General features: G+C 68.9%; 15 protein-coding genes. 9 read left to right on the forward strand and 6 right to left on the reverse strand.

Going from position 1 to position 16,510, the window contains the following annotated elements; genetic code table 11:
* Positions 1-6: 6 nt before the first annotated feature.
* The 6 genes from rsfS to upp all read right to left on the reverse strand — a co-directional run bounded on the left by rsfS (position 7) and on the right by upp (position 5,222).
* On the reverse strand, positions 7-459 hold the full coding sequence (rsfS, locus tag DIE22_RS10690; RefSeq protein ID WP_124605060.1) for a ribosome silencing factor: 453 nt from the start codon (positions 457-459) through the stop codon (positions 7-9).
* A gap of 4 nt (positions 460-463) precedes the next feature.
* Positions 464-1,177 (reverse strand): nicotinate-nucleotide adenylyltransferase, encoded by a 714-nt coding sequence (locus DIE22_RS10695; protein WP_124498130.1) that lies wholly within the window; start codon positions 1,175-1,177, stop codon positions 464-466.
* Positions 1,178-1,217: 40 nt separating this feature from the next.
* Positions 1,218-2,138 carry an oxygen-dependent coproporphyrinogen oxidase gene (gene hemF / locus DIE22_RS10700; RefSeq protein ID WP_124605061.1) on the reverse strand — a complete coding sequence of 307 codons (921 nt, stop codon included), beginning with the start codon at positions 2,136-2,138 and terminating at the stop codon, positions 1,218-1,220.
* 130 nt (positions 2,139-2,268) lie between these two features.
* Positions 2,269-3,549: a phosphoribosylamine--glycine ligase gene (purD, locus tag DIE22_RS10705; RefSeq protein ID WP_124498132.1), complete on the reverse strand. Its 1,281-nt coding sequence runs from the start codon at positions 3,547-3,549 to the stop codon at positions 2,269-2,271.
* A gap of 105 nt (positions 3,550-3,654) precedes the next feature.
* Complete coding sequence (locus tag DIE22_RS10710) at positions 3,655-4,383, reverse strand: YebC/PmpR family DNA-binding transcriptional regulator (protein WP_006752214.1); 729 nt, start codon at positions 4,381-4,383, stop codon at positions 3,655-3,657.
* A gap of 188 nt (positions 4,384-4,571) precedes the next feature.
* Positions 4,572-5,222 carry a uracil phosphoribosyltransferase gene (upp, locus tag DIE22_RS10715; protein ID WP_011657517.1) on the reverse strand — a complete coding sequence of 217 codons (651 nt, stop codon included), beginning with the start codon at positions 5,220-5,222 and terminating at the stop codon, positions 4,572-4,574.
* A 221-nt stretch (positions 5,223-5,443) separates the two neighbouring features.
* Between upp and DIE22_RS10720 the strand changes: the two genes are divergently transcribed.
* From DIE22_RS10720 to kdpE, 9 genes are all read left to right on the forward strand, one after another.
* Complete coding sequence (locus tag DIE22_RS10720) at positions 5,444-6,223, forward strand: SDR family oxidoreductase (protein ID WP_124605062.1); 780 nt, start codon at positions 5,444-5,446, stop codon at positions 6,221-6,223.
* 53 nt (positions 6,224-6,276) lie between these two features.
* Complete coding sequence (locus DIE22_RS10725; protein WP_027785024.1) at positions 6,277-6,669, forward strand: methylglyoxal synthase; 393 nt, start codon at positions 6,277-6,279, stop codon at positions 6,667-6,669.
* A 180-nt stretch (positions 6,670-6,849) separates the two neighbouring features.
* Positions 6,850-7,824, forward strand: coding sequence for a quinone oxidoreductase (locus DIE22_RS10730; protein ID WP_124498134.1), 975 nt, complete (start codon positions 6,850-6,852; stop codon positions 7,822-7,824).
* Positions 7,825-8,134: 310 nt separating this feature from the next.
* A complete protein-coding gene (kdpF, locus tag DIE22_RS10735; RefSeq protein WP_006752209.1) occupies positions 8,135-8,227 on the forward strand; it encodes a K(+)-transporting ATPase subunit F in 93 nt (30 codons plus the stop codon).
* Entirely contained in the window at positions 8,224-10,029 is a 1,806-nt protein-coding gene (gene kdpA, locus DIE22_RS10740) for a potassium-transporting ATPase subunit KdpA (RefSeq protein ID WP_124605063.1), read from the forward strand. Before kdpF ends, kdpA begins: the two co-directional genes overlap by 4 nt.
* A gap of 54 nt (positions 10,030-10,083) precedes the next feature.
* On the forward strand, positions 10,084-12,195 hold the full coding sequence (gene kdpB, locus DIE22_RS10745; RefSeq protein WP_124498136.1) for a potassium-transporting ATPase subunit KdpB: 2,112 nt from the start codon (positions 10,084-10,086) through the stop codon (positions 12,193-12,195).
* Between the two features lie 24 nt (positions 12,196-12,219).
* On the forward strand, positions 12,220-12,801 hold the full coding sequence (gene kdpC / locus DIE22_RS10750; protein WP_124605064.1) for a potassium-transporting ATPase subunit KdpC: 582 nt from the start codon (positions 12,220-12,222) through the stop codon (positions 12,799-12,801).
* A gap of 145 nt (positions 12,802-12,946) precedes the next feature.
* A complete protein-coding gene (locus tag DIE22_RS10755; protein WP_124605065.1) occupies positions 12,947-15,781 on the forward strand; it encodes a sensor histidine kinase KdpD in 2,835 nt (944 codons plus the stop codon).
* Positions 15,774-16,472 carry a two-component system response regulator KdpE gene (kdpE, locus tag DIE22_RS10760; protein WP_124498139.1) on the forward strand — a complete coding sequence of 233 codons (699 nt, stop codon included), beginning with the start codon at positions 15,774-15,776 and terminating at the stop codon, positions 16,470-16,472. Before DIE22_RS10755 ends, kdpE begins: the two co-directional genes overlap by 8 nt.
* Positions 16,473-16,510 lie beyond the last annotated feature (38 nt).

Below are 16,510 nucleotides of genomic sequence, written 5' to 3' on the forward strand. Positions count from 1 at the left end.
TGCGACTCAGCGGCGGCGGGCGGCCGTCTTGCGCGCCGGAGCCGGGCGTGCGGGCGCTTCTTCCTCGTCGTCCTCGTCCTCGCTGGCCGTCGCGAAACCGTTCGGGCCCTTGCCGCCGCCGAGCTTCATCCGCACGGGTTTGTCGCCCCAGATTTCCTCGAGGTTGTAGTACTGGCGCAGCGCCGGTTGCAGGATGTGCACGATTGCGTCGCCGCAATCGACCAGCACCCATTCGCCGGTGTCTTCGCCCTCGGAGCTGACGATGTCGCCGCCGGCTTCCTTGACCTTGTCGCGCACGCTCGACGCGAGCGCCTTGGTCTGGCGGTTCGACGTGCCGGACGCGACGATCACGCGGTCGAACAGTTCGGTCAGGTGGCTGGTGTTGAACACCTTGATGTCTTGCGCCTTGATGTCTTCGAGAGCGTCGACGATCACGCGCTGCAGTTTGCGGATATCCATGGAATCAGGAATGGTAGAGACGGTGTTGAAGAATATAGGCCCAGACGGCGGCCGGCACATGCTCGGCCGACGCATCGGGCATTTGCGCGTGACGCGCGATGCATTCGCGCAGGTGCGCACGAATGTCGGTTGCGGCGATATCGAACGCCAGCGTCGTGTCGATCAGCAGGCGGCCGGCCGGCGTCGCCTTCAGCACGTCGGCGCCGGCCTGCCGCCGCGCGATTTCCTGCGCGACGTCCGGCGGCGCCGCGCCGAGGTCGAAGCCCGGGCGCGTCGACGCACAGATGTGCGCATGGTCGAACAGCTTGCGCCAGTCGCGCCAGGTGTCGAGCCGCACCAGCTGGTCGGCGCCGATCAGCAGCGACAGCGACGCATCGGGGCCGATCCGCTCGCGCCAGCGCGCGAGCGTCTCGACCGTATAGGTCGGCCCCGCGTGCTCGATCTCGTCGGTCGCGACGGTGACCGTCACGCCGGGCAGCGACAGCGAGCCGGCAGCGGCGCGCGTCATCGCGAGCCGATGCTCGGCGGCCGACACATCGCGCTTCTGGTACGGCTGCCCGGCGGGCAGCAGCGCGAGCTCGGTCAGGCCGAGCACCTCGGCGAACCGGCGCGCGAGCGCGAGGTGGCCGTCGTGGATCGGGTCGAACGTGCCGCCCAGCAGGCCGATGCGACGTAACGGCGGGCGCGGCTGCGGGGTGGGGCGGGCGATGGTGTCCAGAAAAACGTGTCCTGTTCTTGGGGCGGTGGTGCGCGGCGGGTCAGACCCAGTCGCGCGGCACGAGGAAGTCGCTCAGGCGTGCCTCCGGCGAGCCCGGCTCGGGTTGCCAGTTGTAGCGCCAGTTCGCGACCGGCGGCATCGACATCAGGATCGATTCGGTCCGGCCGCCGCTTTGCAGGCCGAACAGCGTGCCGCGGTCGAACACCAGGTTGAATTCGACGTAGCGGCCGCGCCGGTAAGCCTGGAACTCGCGCTCGCGCTCGCCGTACGGCAGCTCGGCACGGCGCTCGACGATCGGCAGGTACGCGTTCAGGAACGCGTCGCCGACGCTCTGCATCATCTCAAACGAGCGTTCGAATCCGGGTTCGGCGAAATCGTCGAAGAAGATCCCGCCGATCCCGCGCGTCTCGTTGCGGTGCTTCAGGAAGAAATACTCGTCGCACCACGTCTTGAAACGCGGGTAGAGCTCGGCGCCGAACGGGTCGAGCGCGTCCTTGCAGGTCTGGTGGAAATGCCGCGCGTCGTCCTCGAACGGATAAAACGGTGTCAGATCCATCCCGCCGCCGAACCAGAAGATCGGCGCCTCGCCCGGCTTCGTAGCGATCAGCATCCGCACGTTCATGTGCACGGTCGGGCAGTACGGGTTGCGCGGGTGCAGCACGAGCGACACGCCGAGCGCCTCGAAGCCGCGGCCGGCCAGTTGCGGGCGCGCGGCGCTCGCCGACGGCGGCAGCGCGTCGCCCGCGACGTCGGAAAAACCGATCCCCGCGCGCTCGAACACGCGGCCGCCTTCGAGAATCCGCGTGCAGCCGCCGCCGCGCAGGCGCTCTTCAGGCCCGCGCTGCCATGCGTCGGTCGCAAGCGGCGTGCCGTCGAGCGCGCCGAGCGCGTCGGCGATGCGTGTCTGCAGGCCCTGGAGGTACGTGCGCACGCGCGCCACGTCGTAGGTCGAATCGGTCATGTCTGGACTGGGTGCCCCCGCACGAAGCGGGGGCCTTGAAATAGGCATCTGCCGGGCATTCTATCGAACCCCGGCAGCAGGAACAGGCCCCGCGCGCTGCGCCCGCGCGGGCAGGGCGGCGCTCAGGGCGTCACGCGCTCTTGCGGCTCAGCGCGCGGAAGCCGATGTCGCGGCGGTACTGCATGCCTTCGAAATTGATCTGGTTGATCGTCTCGTATGCATGCTGCTGCGCTTCGCGCACCGAATCGGCGAGGCCGACCACGCACAGCACGCGGCCGCCCGACGTGACGAGCTTGTCGCCTTCGGCGAGCGTCGTGCCCGCATGGAACGTCATGGCCTGTTCGGTCTCGGCCGGGATCCCATTGATGCGGTCGCCCTTGCGCGGCGCGTCCGGATAGCCGTGCGCGGCCAGCACGACGCCGAGCGCGGTGCGGCGGTCCCAGTCGAGCTCGACCGTGTCGAGCGTGCCCGCGATCGCCTGTTCGACGACCTTCGAGAAATCGCTCTTCAGGCGCGCCATGATCGGCTGCGTCTCGGGGTCGCCCATCCGGCAGTTGAACTCGAGCGTGCGCGGATTGCCTTCCTTGTCGATCATCAGGCCCGCATACAGGAAGCCCGTGAAGCGGATGCCGTCCTTCTCCATCCCGCGTACCGTCGGCATGATGATCTCGCGCATCACGCGTGCGTGCATCTGCGGCGTGACGATCGGCGCGGGCGAATAGGCGCCCATGCCGCCCGTGTTCGGGCCGCGGTCCTCGTCGAGCAGGCGCTTGTGGTCCTGGCTCGACGCCAGCGCCAGCGCGTGCTTGCCGTCGACCATCACGATGAAGCTCGCTTCCTCGCCGTCGAGGAATTCCTCGATCACGACGCGCGCGCCGGCGTCTCCCAGCTTGTTGCCCGACAGCATCATGTCGACCGCGGCATGCGCTTCTTCCAGCGTCATCGCGACGACGACGCCCTTGCCGGCCGCGAGGCCGTCGGCCTTCACGACGATCGGCGCACCCTTCGCGTCGATGTAAGCGTGCGCGGCAGCCACGTCGGAGAAGGTTTCGTACTCGGCGGTCGGAATGCCGTGGCGCTTCATGAACGCCTTCGCGAAATCCTTCGAGCTTTCGAGCTGCGCGGCTTCGCGAGTCGGGCCGAACACCTTCAGGCCGCGTGCGCGGAACAGGTTGACGATGCCGGCCGCGAGCGGCGCTTCCGGCCCGACGAGCGTGAACGCGACGCCTTCGCGTTCCGCGAAATCGGCGAGTTCGTCGAGCGCCGTGATGTCGACGTTTTTCAGACGCTCGTCCTGCGCCGTGCCGCCATTGCCGGGCGCGACGTAGACCATCTGGACGCGCGGCGACTGCGCGAGCTTCCACGCGAGCGCATGTTCGCGACCGCCGGAACCGACGACGAGTAATTTCATGGGATTCCCCGCAGACTAGAAAACAGGGCGGCCGGCACGCTCAGGCGCGCCGGCCGCGAAATCGGTCGGGCCGCCGCCGCGACGATGCGCACGGCGGCCGGCATGTCATTCCTCGACGATGACGGCGTTCGTATACACCTCCTGCACGTCGTCGAGGTTCTCGAGCGCGTCCAGGAGCTTCTGCATCTTCGCCGCATCGTCGCCGGTGAATTCGACTTCGTTCTGCGGCTTCATCGTCACTTCGGCGAGTTCGGCCTTGAAGCCCGCGGCTTCGAGCGCGTCCTTCACCGCCGAGAACGCCTGCCAGTCGCACAGCACCTCGATCGAGCCGTCGTCGTTCGTGCTGACGTCGTCCGCGCCGGCTTCGAGCGCCGCTTCCATCAGCGCGTCTTCCGACGTGCCGGGCGCGAACAGGAACTGGCCGACGTGATCGAACATGAACGCGACCGAACCGTCGGTGCCCATGTTGCCGCCGAACTTCGAGAATGCGTGACGGACTTCCGCGACCGTGCGGGTGCGGTTGTCGGTCAGCGTGTCGACGATGATCGCCGCGCCGCTGATGCCGTAGCCTTCGTAACGGATTTCCTCGTAGTTCGCGCCGTCCGCGCCGCCGACGCCGCGGTCGATCGCGCGCTTGACGTTGTCCTTCGGCATGTTCGCGTCGGCCGCCTTGTCGACCGCGAGACGCAGGCGCGGGTTCGAGTTCGCGTCGCCGCCGCCGAGGCGCGCCGCGACCTGGATTTCCTTGATCAGGCGGGTCCAGATCTTGCCGCGCTTCGCGTCGGCCGCTGCCTTCTTATGCTTGATGTTGGCCCATTTCGAATGACCAGCCATACCTTTCTCCGTGCCCGGGCGCGCTGCGCGGGCGATTGTGCCAATGTGTCGTTGATTCGGCGGCCGTTCCGGCGGGCGTGATGCCGCGGGGCCGCGCGTGTCGAGTGGAACGTGATTTTATCACGCGGCGACCGTCGCTTCGGGGCCGCCGCGCATGGCCGAACGGCCGGTGCGGCCGTCGCGGCGCGTCAGTTCTTGGTGCCGAACAGGCGGTCGCCCGCGTCGCCGAGGCCCGGCACGATGTACGCGTGCTCGTTCAGGTGCGAGTCGAGCGACGCGACGAACAGCTTCACGTCCGGATGCGCGTCCTGGAATACCTGCACGCCCTCGGGCGCGGCGACCAGCGCGACGAACGTGATGTTCGCGGCCGGCACGTTGCGGCGCTTGAGCACGTCGACCGCGTGCACGGCCGAGTAGCCGGTCGCGACCATCGGGTCGCACAGGATGAAGATGCGATCCTCGAGATCGGGCAGGCGCACCAGGTATTCGACCGGGCGGTGATCTTCGGCGCGGTACACGCCAATGTGGCCGACCCGCGCGGACGGGACCAGGTCGAGCAGGCCGTCCGACATCCCGATGCCGGCACGCAGCACGGGCACGATCGCGAGCTTCTTGCCCGCGATCACCGGTGCGTCGACCGCCACCAGCGGGGTTTCGACCCGCTTGGTCGTGATCGGCAGGTTGCGGGTGATCTCATAGCCCATCAGCAGCGTGATCTCGCGCAGCAGTTCGCGGAAGGTGCGCGTCGACGTGTCCTTGTCGCGCATGTGCGTGAGCTTGTGCTGGATCAGCGGGTGATCGGTGATGAAGAGATTCGGGAAACGGCTGTCCTGTTTCATGACGGGGGCGCCTTGGCGGCAAAAGGGGATCGGACGCGGCGATGGCGCCAAGCCGGCCGCCGCTTATGGCCGCAATTTTACCAAGGCGCGCCGCGCGATCCGGATATTATCGACGTCTCACGACAATCCGCGCGTCGTGTTTGCCTGTCCGTTCGCGACCGTTCGCCGGTCCGGCGACTCGGCCGGGCCGCGCCGGCGCGCGCGCCACCAAGGAATCGACGATGGATCTCGGCATCGCAGGAAAGACCGCGCTCGTGTGCGCGGCGAGCAAGGGGCTCGGGCGCGGCTGCGCGGAAGCGCTGGCCGCCGAGGGCGTGAATCTCGTGATCGTCGCCCGCACGCGCGACACGCTGGAGGAAACCGCGGAGGAGATCCGCGCCGAGTCGAACGTATCGATCACCGCGGTCGCCTGCGACATCACGACGCCCGACGGGCGCGCGGCCGCGCTCGCCGCCTGCCCGCAGCCCGACATTCTCGTGACGAATGCCGGCGGCCCGCCGCCCGGCGACTTCCGCGATTTCTCGCACGACGACTGGATCCGCGCGCTCGAGTCGAACATGCTGACGCCGATCGAGCTGATCCGCGCGACGCTCGACGGGATGATCGGGCGAGGCTTCGGCCGGATCGTCAACATCACGAGTTCGGCCGTGAAGGCGCCGATCGACGTGCTCGCGCTGTCGAACGGCGCGCGCTCGGGGCTGACCGGCTTCGTCGCGGGGCTGTCGCGCAAGGTCGCGGGGCAGGGCGTGACGATCAACAACCTGCTGCCGGGGCTGTTCGACACCGACCGGATCACGACGACGCTCGCCGCATCGGCGAAGGCGCAGGGCGTGACGGTCGACGAGCTGCGCGCGCGGCGCACGAAGGAGATCCCGGCCGGGCGCCTCGGCACGCGTGCCGAATTCGGCGCGGCGTGCGCGTTCCTCTGCAGCGTGCATGCCGGCTATATCACCGGGCAGAACTGGCTGCTCGACGGCGGCGCGTATCCGGGCACGTTCTGACGCGCGCACCGCCATTCAACGACGACAACCACTGAACGACGAAGGAACCGGAGATGAGCAAACCCCGCATCGCATTGATCGCGCACGACGCGAAGAAGGACGAGATCGTCGCGCTCGCGGGCCAGTACCGCGAGACGCTCGCGCAATGCCGGCTGGTCGCGACGGGCACGACGGGCGGCCGCATCGCCGCCGCGCACGGGCTCGAGGTCGAGCGCAAGCTGTCGGGGCCGCTCGGCGGCGACCTGCAGATCGGGGCGGAACTGGCCGACGGCCGTGTCGACGTCGTCGTGTTCCTGCGCGACCCGATGACCGCGCAGCCGCACGATCCGGACATCACCGCACTGGTGCGCGCGTGCGACGTGCACGACGTGCCGGTCGCGACCAACGTCGCGACCGCGCGAATGCTGCTCGACGATCTGGCGCGGAACATGCAGGACGTCTGCTAGGCGGCGCCGGCCCGATTGCCCCTGCTGCCGGCAGGGCCATGCACGCCCGGCGGCGACGCGCGAGAATCGGGCGTCGTGACGCGCATCGGCCGCCGGCGCCCGCCTGCACCGGTCGGCGTCGGCCGGCGCGTCGGCGACCCGAATATCCCCCTGACCGATTCAGAAACGAGGAGCGAAACGATGCCGAAAGCAATCCGATACGACCAGCCGGGCGGCCCGGACGTGATGAAGTGGGTCGATGTCGAGGTCGGCGAGCCGAAGGCGGGCGAAGTCCGCATTCGCCAGCACGCGGTCGGGCTCAACTACATCGACGTGTATTTCCGCACGGGCCTCTATCCGCAGCCGCTGCCCGGCGGCCTCGGGATGGAGGCGGCGGGCGAGGTGACGGCCGTCGGCGACGGCGTGACCGCGCTCGAGGTCGGCGACCGCGTCGCCTATGTCGGGCAGCCGCCGGGTGCGTATGCGCAGGAGCGCGTGATGCCGGCCGAGCGGCTCGTGAAGCTGCCTGACGGGATCAGCTACGACGACGCGGCATCGGTGATGCTGCAGGGGCTGACCGCGCACTACCTGCTGCGCCGCACGTACCCGGTGAAGGCCGGCGACACGATCCTGATCCACGCGGCGGCCGGCGGCGTCGGGCTGCTCGTGTGCCAGTGGGCGAAGGCGCTCGGCGCGACCGTGATCGGGACGGTCGGATCCGACGAGAAGGCCGCGCTCGCGAAGGCGCACGGCTGCGATCATCCGGTCGTCTATACGCGCGAGAACTTCTCGCAGCGCGTGAAGGAGATCACGAACGGCGCGGGCGTGCCGGTCGTCTACGATTCGATCGGCAAGGACACCTACATCGGTTCGCTGGACTGCCTCGCGCCGCTCGGCTACTTCGTCAGCTTCGGCAGTGCGTCGGGCCCGCTGCCGCCGATCGACTCGAAGGAGTTCTCGTCGCGCGGCTCGCTGTTCTTCACGCGCCCGACGCTGTTCTCGTACATCGCGAAGCGCGCCGATCTCGAATCCGCGGCCGCCGAGCTGTTCGACGTGATCCTGTCGGGCAAGGTGAAGACGAGCATCAACCAGCGCTATCCGCTCGCGGAAGTCGGCCGCGCGCATGCGGACCTCGAGTCGCGCAGGACGACCGGCTCGACGATCCTCGTTCCCTGACGCATTCCCTTCGTGCCGGCACCACGCCGGCACGCGCCCTTGCGGGCGGCGCCGGCCGTCGCCCGTCCTGTCTCCCGTCCCGCCTGCCGTTCCCTGCCGCACGCGTTTACGCGTTTTTTATACCGTCCCGATCACCTTTGACCCGTCCTTTACGTGCGTTCCCATAAGGTTCTAGTCGTCCGATTTCGACGACGGAGAACACAAAAATGGATGGGGTTTTCATCGGCGCACTGGTGCTGTTCACAGCGCTGATCCTCGGTTTGCTTGCCGGTTGCGAGAAGCTCGCGCAATACGGTCGCGGGGGGCGGGCATGACCTGGATGCTTTGGCTGGCGGGCGCCTCGACGGCCCTGCTGTTCGCGTATCTCGTCTTTGCGCTGCTGCGCGCGGAGGACATCGAATGAACGCGAACAATTTCTTTCAGGTGCTGCTCTTCATCGTCGTCCTGCTGGCGGCGGCGGTACCGGTTGCGCGCTACCTGGGCGCCGTGATGGACGGCAGCTCGCGCGTCGTGCGCGTGTTCGGGCCGCTCGAGCGCGCGCTGTACCGCATCGCCGGCGTCGACGCCGGCAGCGAGATGAACTGGAAGCAGTACGCGCTTGCGACGATCGCGTTCAACGCGCTCGGCGCGCTGTTCCTCTACGGCCTGCTGCGCCTGCAGGGCTTCCTGCCCGGCAACCCGCAGCAATTCGGCGCGATGACGGCCGACGGTGCGTTCAACACGGCCGTCAGCTTCGTCACCAACACGAACTGGCAGGACTACGCACCCGAGCAGACGGTCAGCTACCTGACGCAGATGCTCGGCCTGACCGTGCAGAACTTCCTGTCGGCCGCGACCGGCATCGTCGTCGTGATCGCGCTGATCCGCGGCTTCGCGCGTCACACCGCGCAGACGATCGGCAACTTCTGGGTCGATCTCACGCGCGTGACGTTGTACGTGCTCGTGCCGATGGCCGCGATCATCGCCGCGCTGCTGATGAGCCAGGGCGTGATCCAGAACATGAAGGCGTACCAGGACGTGCCGGTGCTGCAGACGAGCACCTACGCCGCGCCGAAGCTCGACGCGCAGGGCAGCCCGGTCAAGGACGACAAGGGCAACCCGGTCACGGTGCCGACCGCGCTCACGAAGCAGACGCTCGCGATGGGCCCGGTCGCGTCGCAGGAAGCGATCAAGATGCTCGGCACCAACGGCGGCGGCTTCTTCAACGCGAACTCCGCGCACCCGTACGAAAACCCGACACCGTTCGCGAACTTCCTGCAGATCTTCTCGATCCTGATCATCCCGGCCGCGCTGTGCCTGGTGTTCGGCCGCGTGATCGGCGACCGCCGGCAGGGTATCGCCGTGCTCGCGGCGATGACGGTCGCGTTCGTGCTCGCGATCGGCGTCGAGGTGAGCGCCGAGCAGGCCGGCAACCCGACGCTCGCCGCGCTGCACGTCGACCAGTCGACGAACGCGATGCAGCCGGGCGGCAACATGGAAGGCAAGGAAACGCGCTTCGGGATCGCGCAGACCGGCATCTTCACGGTCGCGACGACGGCCGCGTCGTGCGGCGCGGTCGACACGATGCACGATTCGCTGACCCCGCTCGGCGGCCTCGTGCCGATGCTGCTGATGCAGCTCGGCGAGGTGGTCTACGGCGGTGTCGGCTCCGGCCTCTACGGGATGCTCGTGTTCGCGCTGCTCGCGGTGTTCGTCGCCGGCCTGATGATCGGCCGCACGCCCGAATACGTCGGCAAGAAGATCGAGTCGTACGAGATGAAGATGGTGTCGATCGTCGTGCTGCTCACGCCGCTGCTGGTGCTGCTCGGCACGTCGATCGCGGTGCTGGCGGACGCGGGCAAGGCCGGCATCGCGAACCCGGGCCCGCACGGCTTCTCGGAAATCCTGTACGCGTTCAGCTCGGCCGCGAACAACAACGGCAGCGCGTTCGCGGGCCTCACGGTCGGCACGCCGTTCTACAACTGGATGACCGCGATCGCGATGTGGTTCGGCCGCTTCGGCACGATCGTGCCGGTGCTGGCGATCGCCGGCTCGCTCGCCGCGAAGAAGCGCATCGCGGTGACGAGCGGCACGCTGCCGACGCACGGTCCGCTGTTCGTCGTGCTGCTGCTCGGCACCGTGCTGCTGGTGGGCGCGCTGACCTATGTGCCGGCGCTCGCGCTCGGCCCGGGCGTCGAGCACCTGATGATGTGGCTGGGCGCGTGACGCGCGCCCGCATGGCGACACATTGAAAAGACTGAAGAGCTTGAAGAGATCGCAATGACTCAACATTCCGCAACACGGTCCATGTTCGATCCGGCGCTGCTGCGTCCGGCGATCGTGGATTCGTTCAAGAAACTCACGCCGCGCACGCAGTTCCGCAACCCGGTGATGTTCTGCGTGTACGTCGGCAGCATCCTGACCACGATCCTGTGGATCGCGGCGCTCGCCGGCCAGGCCGAGGCGCCGGCAGGCTTCATCCTCGCGATCGCGCTGTGGCTGTGGTTCACCGTGCTGTTCGCGAACTTCGCCGAGGCGCTCGCCGAAGGGCGCTCGAAGGCGCAGGCCGCGTCGCTGCGCAGCGCGAAGAAGGACGTGATGGCGAAGAAGCTGAACGAGCCGCATCCGAAGTCGCCGATCCGCATCACGACCGCGTCCGACCTGCGCAAAGGCGACGTCGTGCTGGTCGAGGCCGGCGACGTGATCCCGGCCGACGGCGAAGTCGTCGAAGGTGTCGCATCGGTCGACGAATCGGCGATCACCGGCGAATCCGCACCGGTGATCCGCGAGTCGGGTGGCGACTTCTCGTCGGTGACGGGCGGCACGCGCGTGCTGTCCGACTGGATCGTCGTGACGGTCACCGCGAACCCCGGCGAGGCGTTCCTCGACCGGATGATCGCGATGGTCGAAGGCGCGAAGCGCAAGAAGACGCCGAACGAGGTCGCGCTGACGATCCTGCTCGTCGCGCTGACGATCGTGATGCTGCTCGCGACCGCGACGCTGCTGCCGTTCTCGATGTTCTCGGTCGAAGCGATGAAGGCCGGCCACGTGGTGACGATCACCGTGCTCGTCGCGCTGCTGGTGTGCCTGATCCCGACGACGATCGGCGGCCTGCTGTCCGCGATCGGCGTGGCCGGGATGAGCCGGATGATGCAGGCGAACGTGATCGCGACGTCGGGCCGCGCGGTGGAAGCGGCCGGCGACGTCGACGTGCTGCTGCTCGACAAGACCGGCACGATCACGCTCGGCAATCGCCAGGCGTCGATGTTCGTGCCGGCGCCGGGCGTGACCGAGGAAGCGCTGGCCGACGCCGCGCAACTGTCGTCGCTCGCCGACGAAACGCCGGAAGGGCGCAGCATCGTCGTGCTCGCGAAGGAACGCTTCAACATCCGCCAGCGCGACATGGCGCAACTGCACGCGACGTTCCTCGGCTTTTCCGCGCAGACGCGGATGAGCGGCGTCGATCTATCCCCCAACGGGACTTCCTCCGGGGTGCCCGGTCGCGAGATCCGCAAGGGCGCCGCCGACGCGATTCGCCGCTACGTCGAGAGCCACGGCAGCCGCTTCCCGGAAGAAGTGCGCCGCGCGGTCGACGACGTCGCGCGCCGCGGCAGCACGCCGCTCGTCGTGGCCGACCTGCACGACGGCGTGGCGCGCGTGCTGGGCGTGATCGAACTGAAGGACATCGTGAAGGGCGGCATCAAGGAGCGCTTCGCCGAATTGCGCAAGATGGGCATCAAGACCGTGATGGTGACGGGCGACAACCGGCTGACGGCCGCGGCGATCGCGGCGGAAGCGGGCGTCGACGACTTCCTCGCGGAAGCGACGCCGGAAACCAAGCTCGCGACGATTCGCGAGCACCAGGCGGCCGGCCGGCTCGTCGCGATGACGGGCGACGGCACCAACGACGCGCCGGCGCTCGCCCAGGCCGACGTGGCGGTGGCGATGAACACCGGCACGCAGGCGGCGAAGGAAGCCGGCAACATGGTCGACCTCGACTCGAACCCGACGAAGCTGATCGAGATCGTCGAGATCGGCAAGCAGATGCTGATGACGCGCGGCTCGCTGACGACGTTCTCGATCGCGAACGACATCGCGAAGTATTTCGCGATCATCCCGGCCGCGTTCGTGACGACGTATCCGCAGCTGCGCGTGCTCGACATCATGCATTTGACGTCACCCGCATCCGCGATCCTGTCGGCGGTGATCTTCAACGCGCTGATCATCGTCGCGCTGATCCCGCTCGCGCTGAAGGGCGTCACCTACCGGCCGCTCGGCGCCGCGTCGCTCTTGCGCCGCAACCTGCTGGTGTACGGCCTCGGCGGCGTGCTGCTGCCGTTCCCGTTCATCAAGCTGATCGACATGACGCTCGCCGCGCTCGGCTGGGCCTGATGCGCCGTACCTGAAGGAACCCTCATGAAAACGTTGATTCGCCCGCTCGCCGTGATCTTTGTCGTACTGACCGTCGTGACGGGGCTCGCTTACCCGGCCGTGATGACCGTGTTCGGCCAGGCCGTGTTCCCGTCGCAGGCGAACGGCAGCCTGATCGAGCAGGACGGCCGCGCGGTCGGCTCCGCGCTGATCGGCCAGCCGTTCGACGCGCCGAAGTACTTCTGGGGCCGGCTGTCGGCCACGTCGCCGATGCCGTACAACGCGAGCGGCTCCGGCGGCTCGAACCTCGGTCCGCTGAATCCATCGCTCGCCGACCAGGTGAAGGCGCGCATCGCCGCGCTGCGCGACGCGGGCACCGACATGTCGCAGCCCGTGCCCGTCGACCTCGTGACGGCGTCGGCGAGCGGCCTCGACCCGGAGATCACGCCGGCCGCCGCCGCGTATCAGGTCGAGCGTGTCGCGAAGGCGCGCAACCTGACGGCGGACGCGGTGGCGCAGCTCGTCGCCGCGAACACGACGGGCCGCCAGTTCGGTGTGCTCGGCGAGCCGCGCGTGAACGTGCTGAAGCTGAACCTCGCGCTCGACGCGGCGCAGGCCGCGCACTGAGCGCGGATCCGGACGCCCCGGCGCGACTTGCGGCGCGCCGGGGCAGACTTTTCCGACGGCGCATGCGCCGTCTTTGCCTTTTGCGGCGATTTGGAACAACAATGCCTGTACTCGCGCGCAATCCGGCGCTTCGCCTTCCTCACGCATGAACCGCCCCGATCCCGACCAACTCCTCGACAAGCTGCAGCGCGACGAAGAAAAGCAGCGGCGCGGCCAGCTCAAGATCTTCTTCGGCGCGTCCGCCGGCGTCGGCAAGACCTACGCGATGCTGCAGGCCGCGCGCCAGCGCCGGCAGGACGGTGTCGACGTCGTCGTCGGCATCGTCGAGACCCACGGCCGCGGCGAAACCGCCGCGCTGCTCGACGGCCTCGACGTGCTGCCGCTCGCGCGCCTCGCGTATCGCGGCCGCACGCTTGCCGAATTCGATCTCGACGGCGCGCTCGCGCGTGCACCGCAGCTGATCCTCGTCGACGAACTCGCGCATTCGAACGTGCAGGGCGCGCGCCACCTGAAGCGCTGGCAGGACGTCTACGAACTGCTCGACGCGGGCATCGACGTGTACACCACCGTCAACGTCCAGCACCTCGAAAGCCTGAACGACGTGGTCGGCGCGATCACCGGCATCCGCGTGTGGGAGACCGTGCCCGACCGCGTGTTCGACGCGGCCGACGAGGTCACGCTGGTCGACCTGCCGGCCGAGGAGCTGCTCGAGCGGATGCGCGACGGCAAGGTGTATCTCGCGCAGCAGGCCGAGCGCGCGGTGCGCAACTTCTTCCGCAAGGGCAACCTGATCGCGCTGCGCGAACTGGCGCTGCGCCGCACGGCCGACCGCGTCGACGCGCAGATGCGCGAGTACCGGGCCGACCGTTCGATCCAGCGCATCTGGCAGGCGCGTGAGCGGCTGCTCGTGTGCATCGGGCCCGGCCCCGAGGCGCCGACGCTGGTGCGCGCGGCCGCGCGCCTCGCCGCGAGCGTGAGGGCCGACTGGATCGCCGTGTACGTCGAGACGCCGCGGCTGCAGCGGCTGCCCGACGCGCGGCGGCAGCGCACGCTCGATGCGCTGAAGCTCGCGGCCGAGCTCGGCGCGGAGACGGCGACGCTCGCTGGCGACGACGCGGTCGCCGCGCTGATCGGCTATGCGCAGGTGCGCAACGTGTCGAAGATCGTCGCGGGCGGCTCGCCGAAGGTCGGCCTCGCGCGCCGCTTCGCGCGGCCGTTCGGCGAAAAGCTCGCCGAACGCGCGGGCGACGTCGACCTGATGCTGCTCCGCGCGTCGGCGAGCGACGAAGTGCGCGCGGCGCCGCTCGACGCGCGCGCACGCGACTGGCGCGATGCGTTCGCGCAATTCGGCATGCGGCGTTCGCCGCCGCGTCACTACCTGTTTGCGGCCGCGATCTGCGCGGCGATCACCGGTGTCGCGACCATCGTGTCCGCGCGGCTCGACCTCACGAACCTCGTGATGCTGTACCTGCTCGGCGTCGTGTTCTCGGCCGTGCGGCTCGGACGCGGCCCGGGCGTGCTGCAGTCGTTCCTGTCGGTCGCCGCGTTCGACTTCTTCTTCGTGCCGCCGCGCATGTCGTTCTCGGTCAGCGACACGCAATACCTGCTGACCTTCTTCGGGATGCTGCTCACGTCGCTCGTGATCAGCCACCTGACGTCGACGCTCACGCGCCAGGCAAGCATCGCGCAGCGCCGCGAGCGCCGCACCGGCGCGATCTACGCGATGGCGCGCGAACTCGGCGCGGCGCTGACGACCGAGCAGATCGTCGAGATCGGCAGCCGCCACGTGGGCGAGGTGTTCCGCGCGCGCGTCGCGTTCCTGCTGCCCGACAGCGCGGATCAGGTGCGGCAGAAGATCGAGGAGCCCGACGCGGTCGTCACGCTGACGGGCGCGGATCTCGACTGCGACGTCGGCCAGTGGGTGTACGACCAGCAGAAGCCGGCCGGCCGCGGCACCGACACGCTGCCCGCGACCGCCGCGCTGTACCTGCCGCTGAAGGCGCCGATGCGCACGCGCGGCGTGCTCGCGGTGGCGTCGCGCGATCCGCGCGAACTCGAGGTGCCCGAGCAGTTGCGCATGCTCGATGCGTTCGCCGCGCAGATCGCGCTCGCGCTCGAGCGCGTGCACTACGTCGAGATCGCGCGCGACGCGCTCGTCAACATGGAGTCCGAGCGGCTGCGCAACTCGCTGCTGTCGGCAATCTCGCACGACCTGCGCACGCCGCTCACGACGATCGTCGGCTTTTCGTCGATGCTCGCGAACGCACGCGCGGCCGCGCCCACACCGGCGGCCGAACGGTCCGCGCAGCGCGAAGCCGAGCTCGTCGACGCGATCCACGACGAGGCGCTGCGGATGACGGGCATCGTCACGAACCTGCTCGACATGGCGCGGTTGCAGGCCGGCAGCCTGCAGCTCAAGCGCCAGTGGTCGCTGCTCGAGGAAACCGTCGGCGCCGCGCTCGCCGCGTGCAAGCGCGTGCTCGCGCGCCATCCCGCGCACGTGTCGCTGCCGGCCGACCTGCCGCTGTTGCAGATGGACGCGGTGCTGATGGAGCGGCTGTTCACCAACCTGTTCGAGAATGCGGCGAAGTACACGCCGGCCGACACGTCGATCGAGATCGGTGCGGAACGCGTGACCGACGACGGACACCCGTTCGTGCGCGTGCACGTCGACGACCACGGCCCGGGCCTGCCGGCCGGGATGGAAACGCGGATCTTCGACAAGTTCACGCGCGGCGAGAAGGAATCGGCGACGCCGGGCATCGGGCTCGGCCTCGCGATCTGTCGCGCGATCGTCGAGGCGCATGGCGGTAGAATCGGCGCGCTCAACCGTACCGGGCCCGACGGCCGCGTGACGGGTGCGCGCTTCTGGTTCACGCTGCCGGTCGACACGCCGCCGGCCGTGCCTGTCGTACCCGACGACGAAATCGACGTGCCCGGCGCATCGTCTCCCTCCGAGCCATTGCCAGACCATGAGTGAACCGAGCCTGACCGTCGTCCTGATCGAGGACGAAAAACAGATCCGCCGTTTCGTGCGCGCCGCGCTCGAGGAGGAGGACATCGCCGTGTTCGAGGCTCAGACGGGCAAGCAGGGGCTGATCGACGCGGCGACCCGCAAGCCCGATCTCGTGATCGTCGACCTCGGCCTGCCCGACACCGACGGCCTCGACGTGATCCGCGAGCTGCGCGGCTGGTCCGAGGTGCCGGTGATCGTGCTGTCGGCGCGCACGCAGGAAGAGGAGAAGGTCGCCGCGCTCGACGCGGGCGCCGACGACTACCTGACCAAGCCGTTCGGCGTGTCCGAGCTGCGCGCGCGGATCCGCGCGCAACTGCGCCGGCGCAACCAGGGCGGCGCGAACGAGTCGCCGAAGGTGAGCTTCGGCGGCGTGACCGTCGATCTCGCGCTGCGCCAGGTGTGGCGAGACGGCGAGATCGTGCACCTGACGCCGCTCGAGTACCGGCTGCTCGCGACGCTCGTCCGGCACGCGGGACGCGTGCTCACGCATCGCCAGCTGCTGCGCGACGTGTGGGGGCCGACGCACGTCGAGAGCCATCACTACCTGCGCATCTACATGGCGCACCTGCGCCAGAAGCTCGAGCGCGATCCCGCGCAGCCCGAGCACATCGTCACCGAAACAGGTGTCGGCTACCGGCTCGTCGGCGCCGCTTGATGCCCGCCGCGTGATGCGGCCGGAATGCAAGGCAGCAC

The organism is Burkholderia sp. Bp9142, from assembly GCF_003853415.1.
Lineage (GTDB): Bacteria > Pseudomonadota > Gammaproteobacteria > Burkholderiales > Burkholderiaceae > Burkholderia.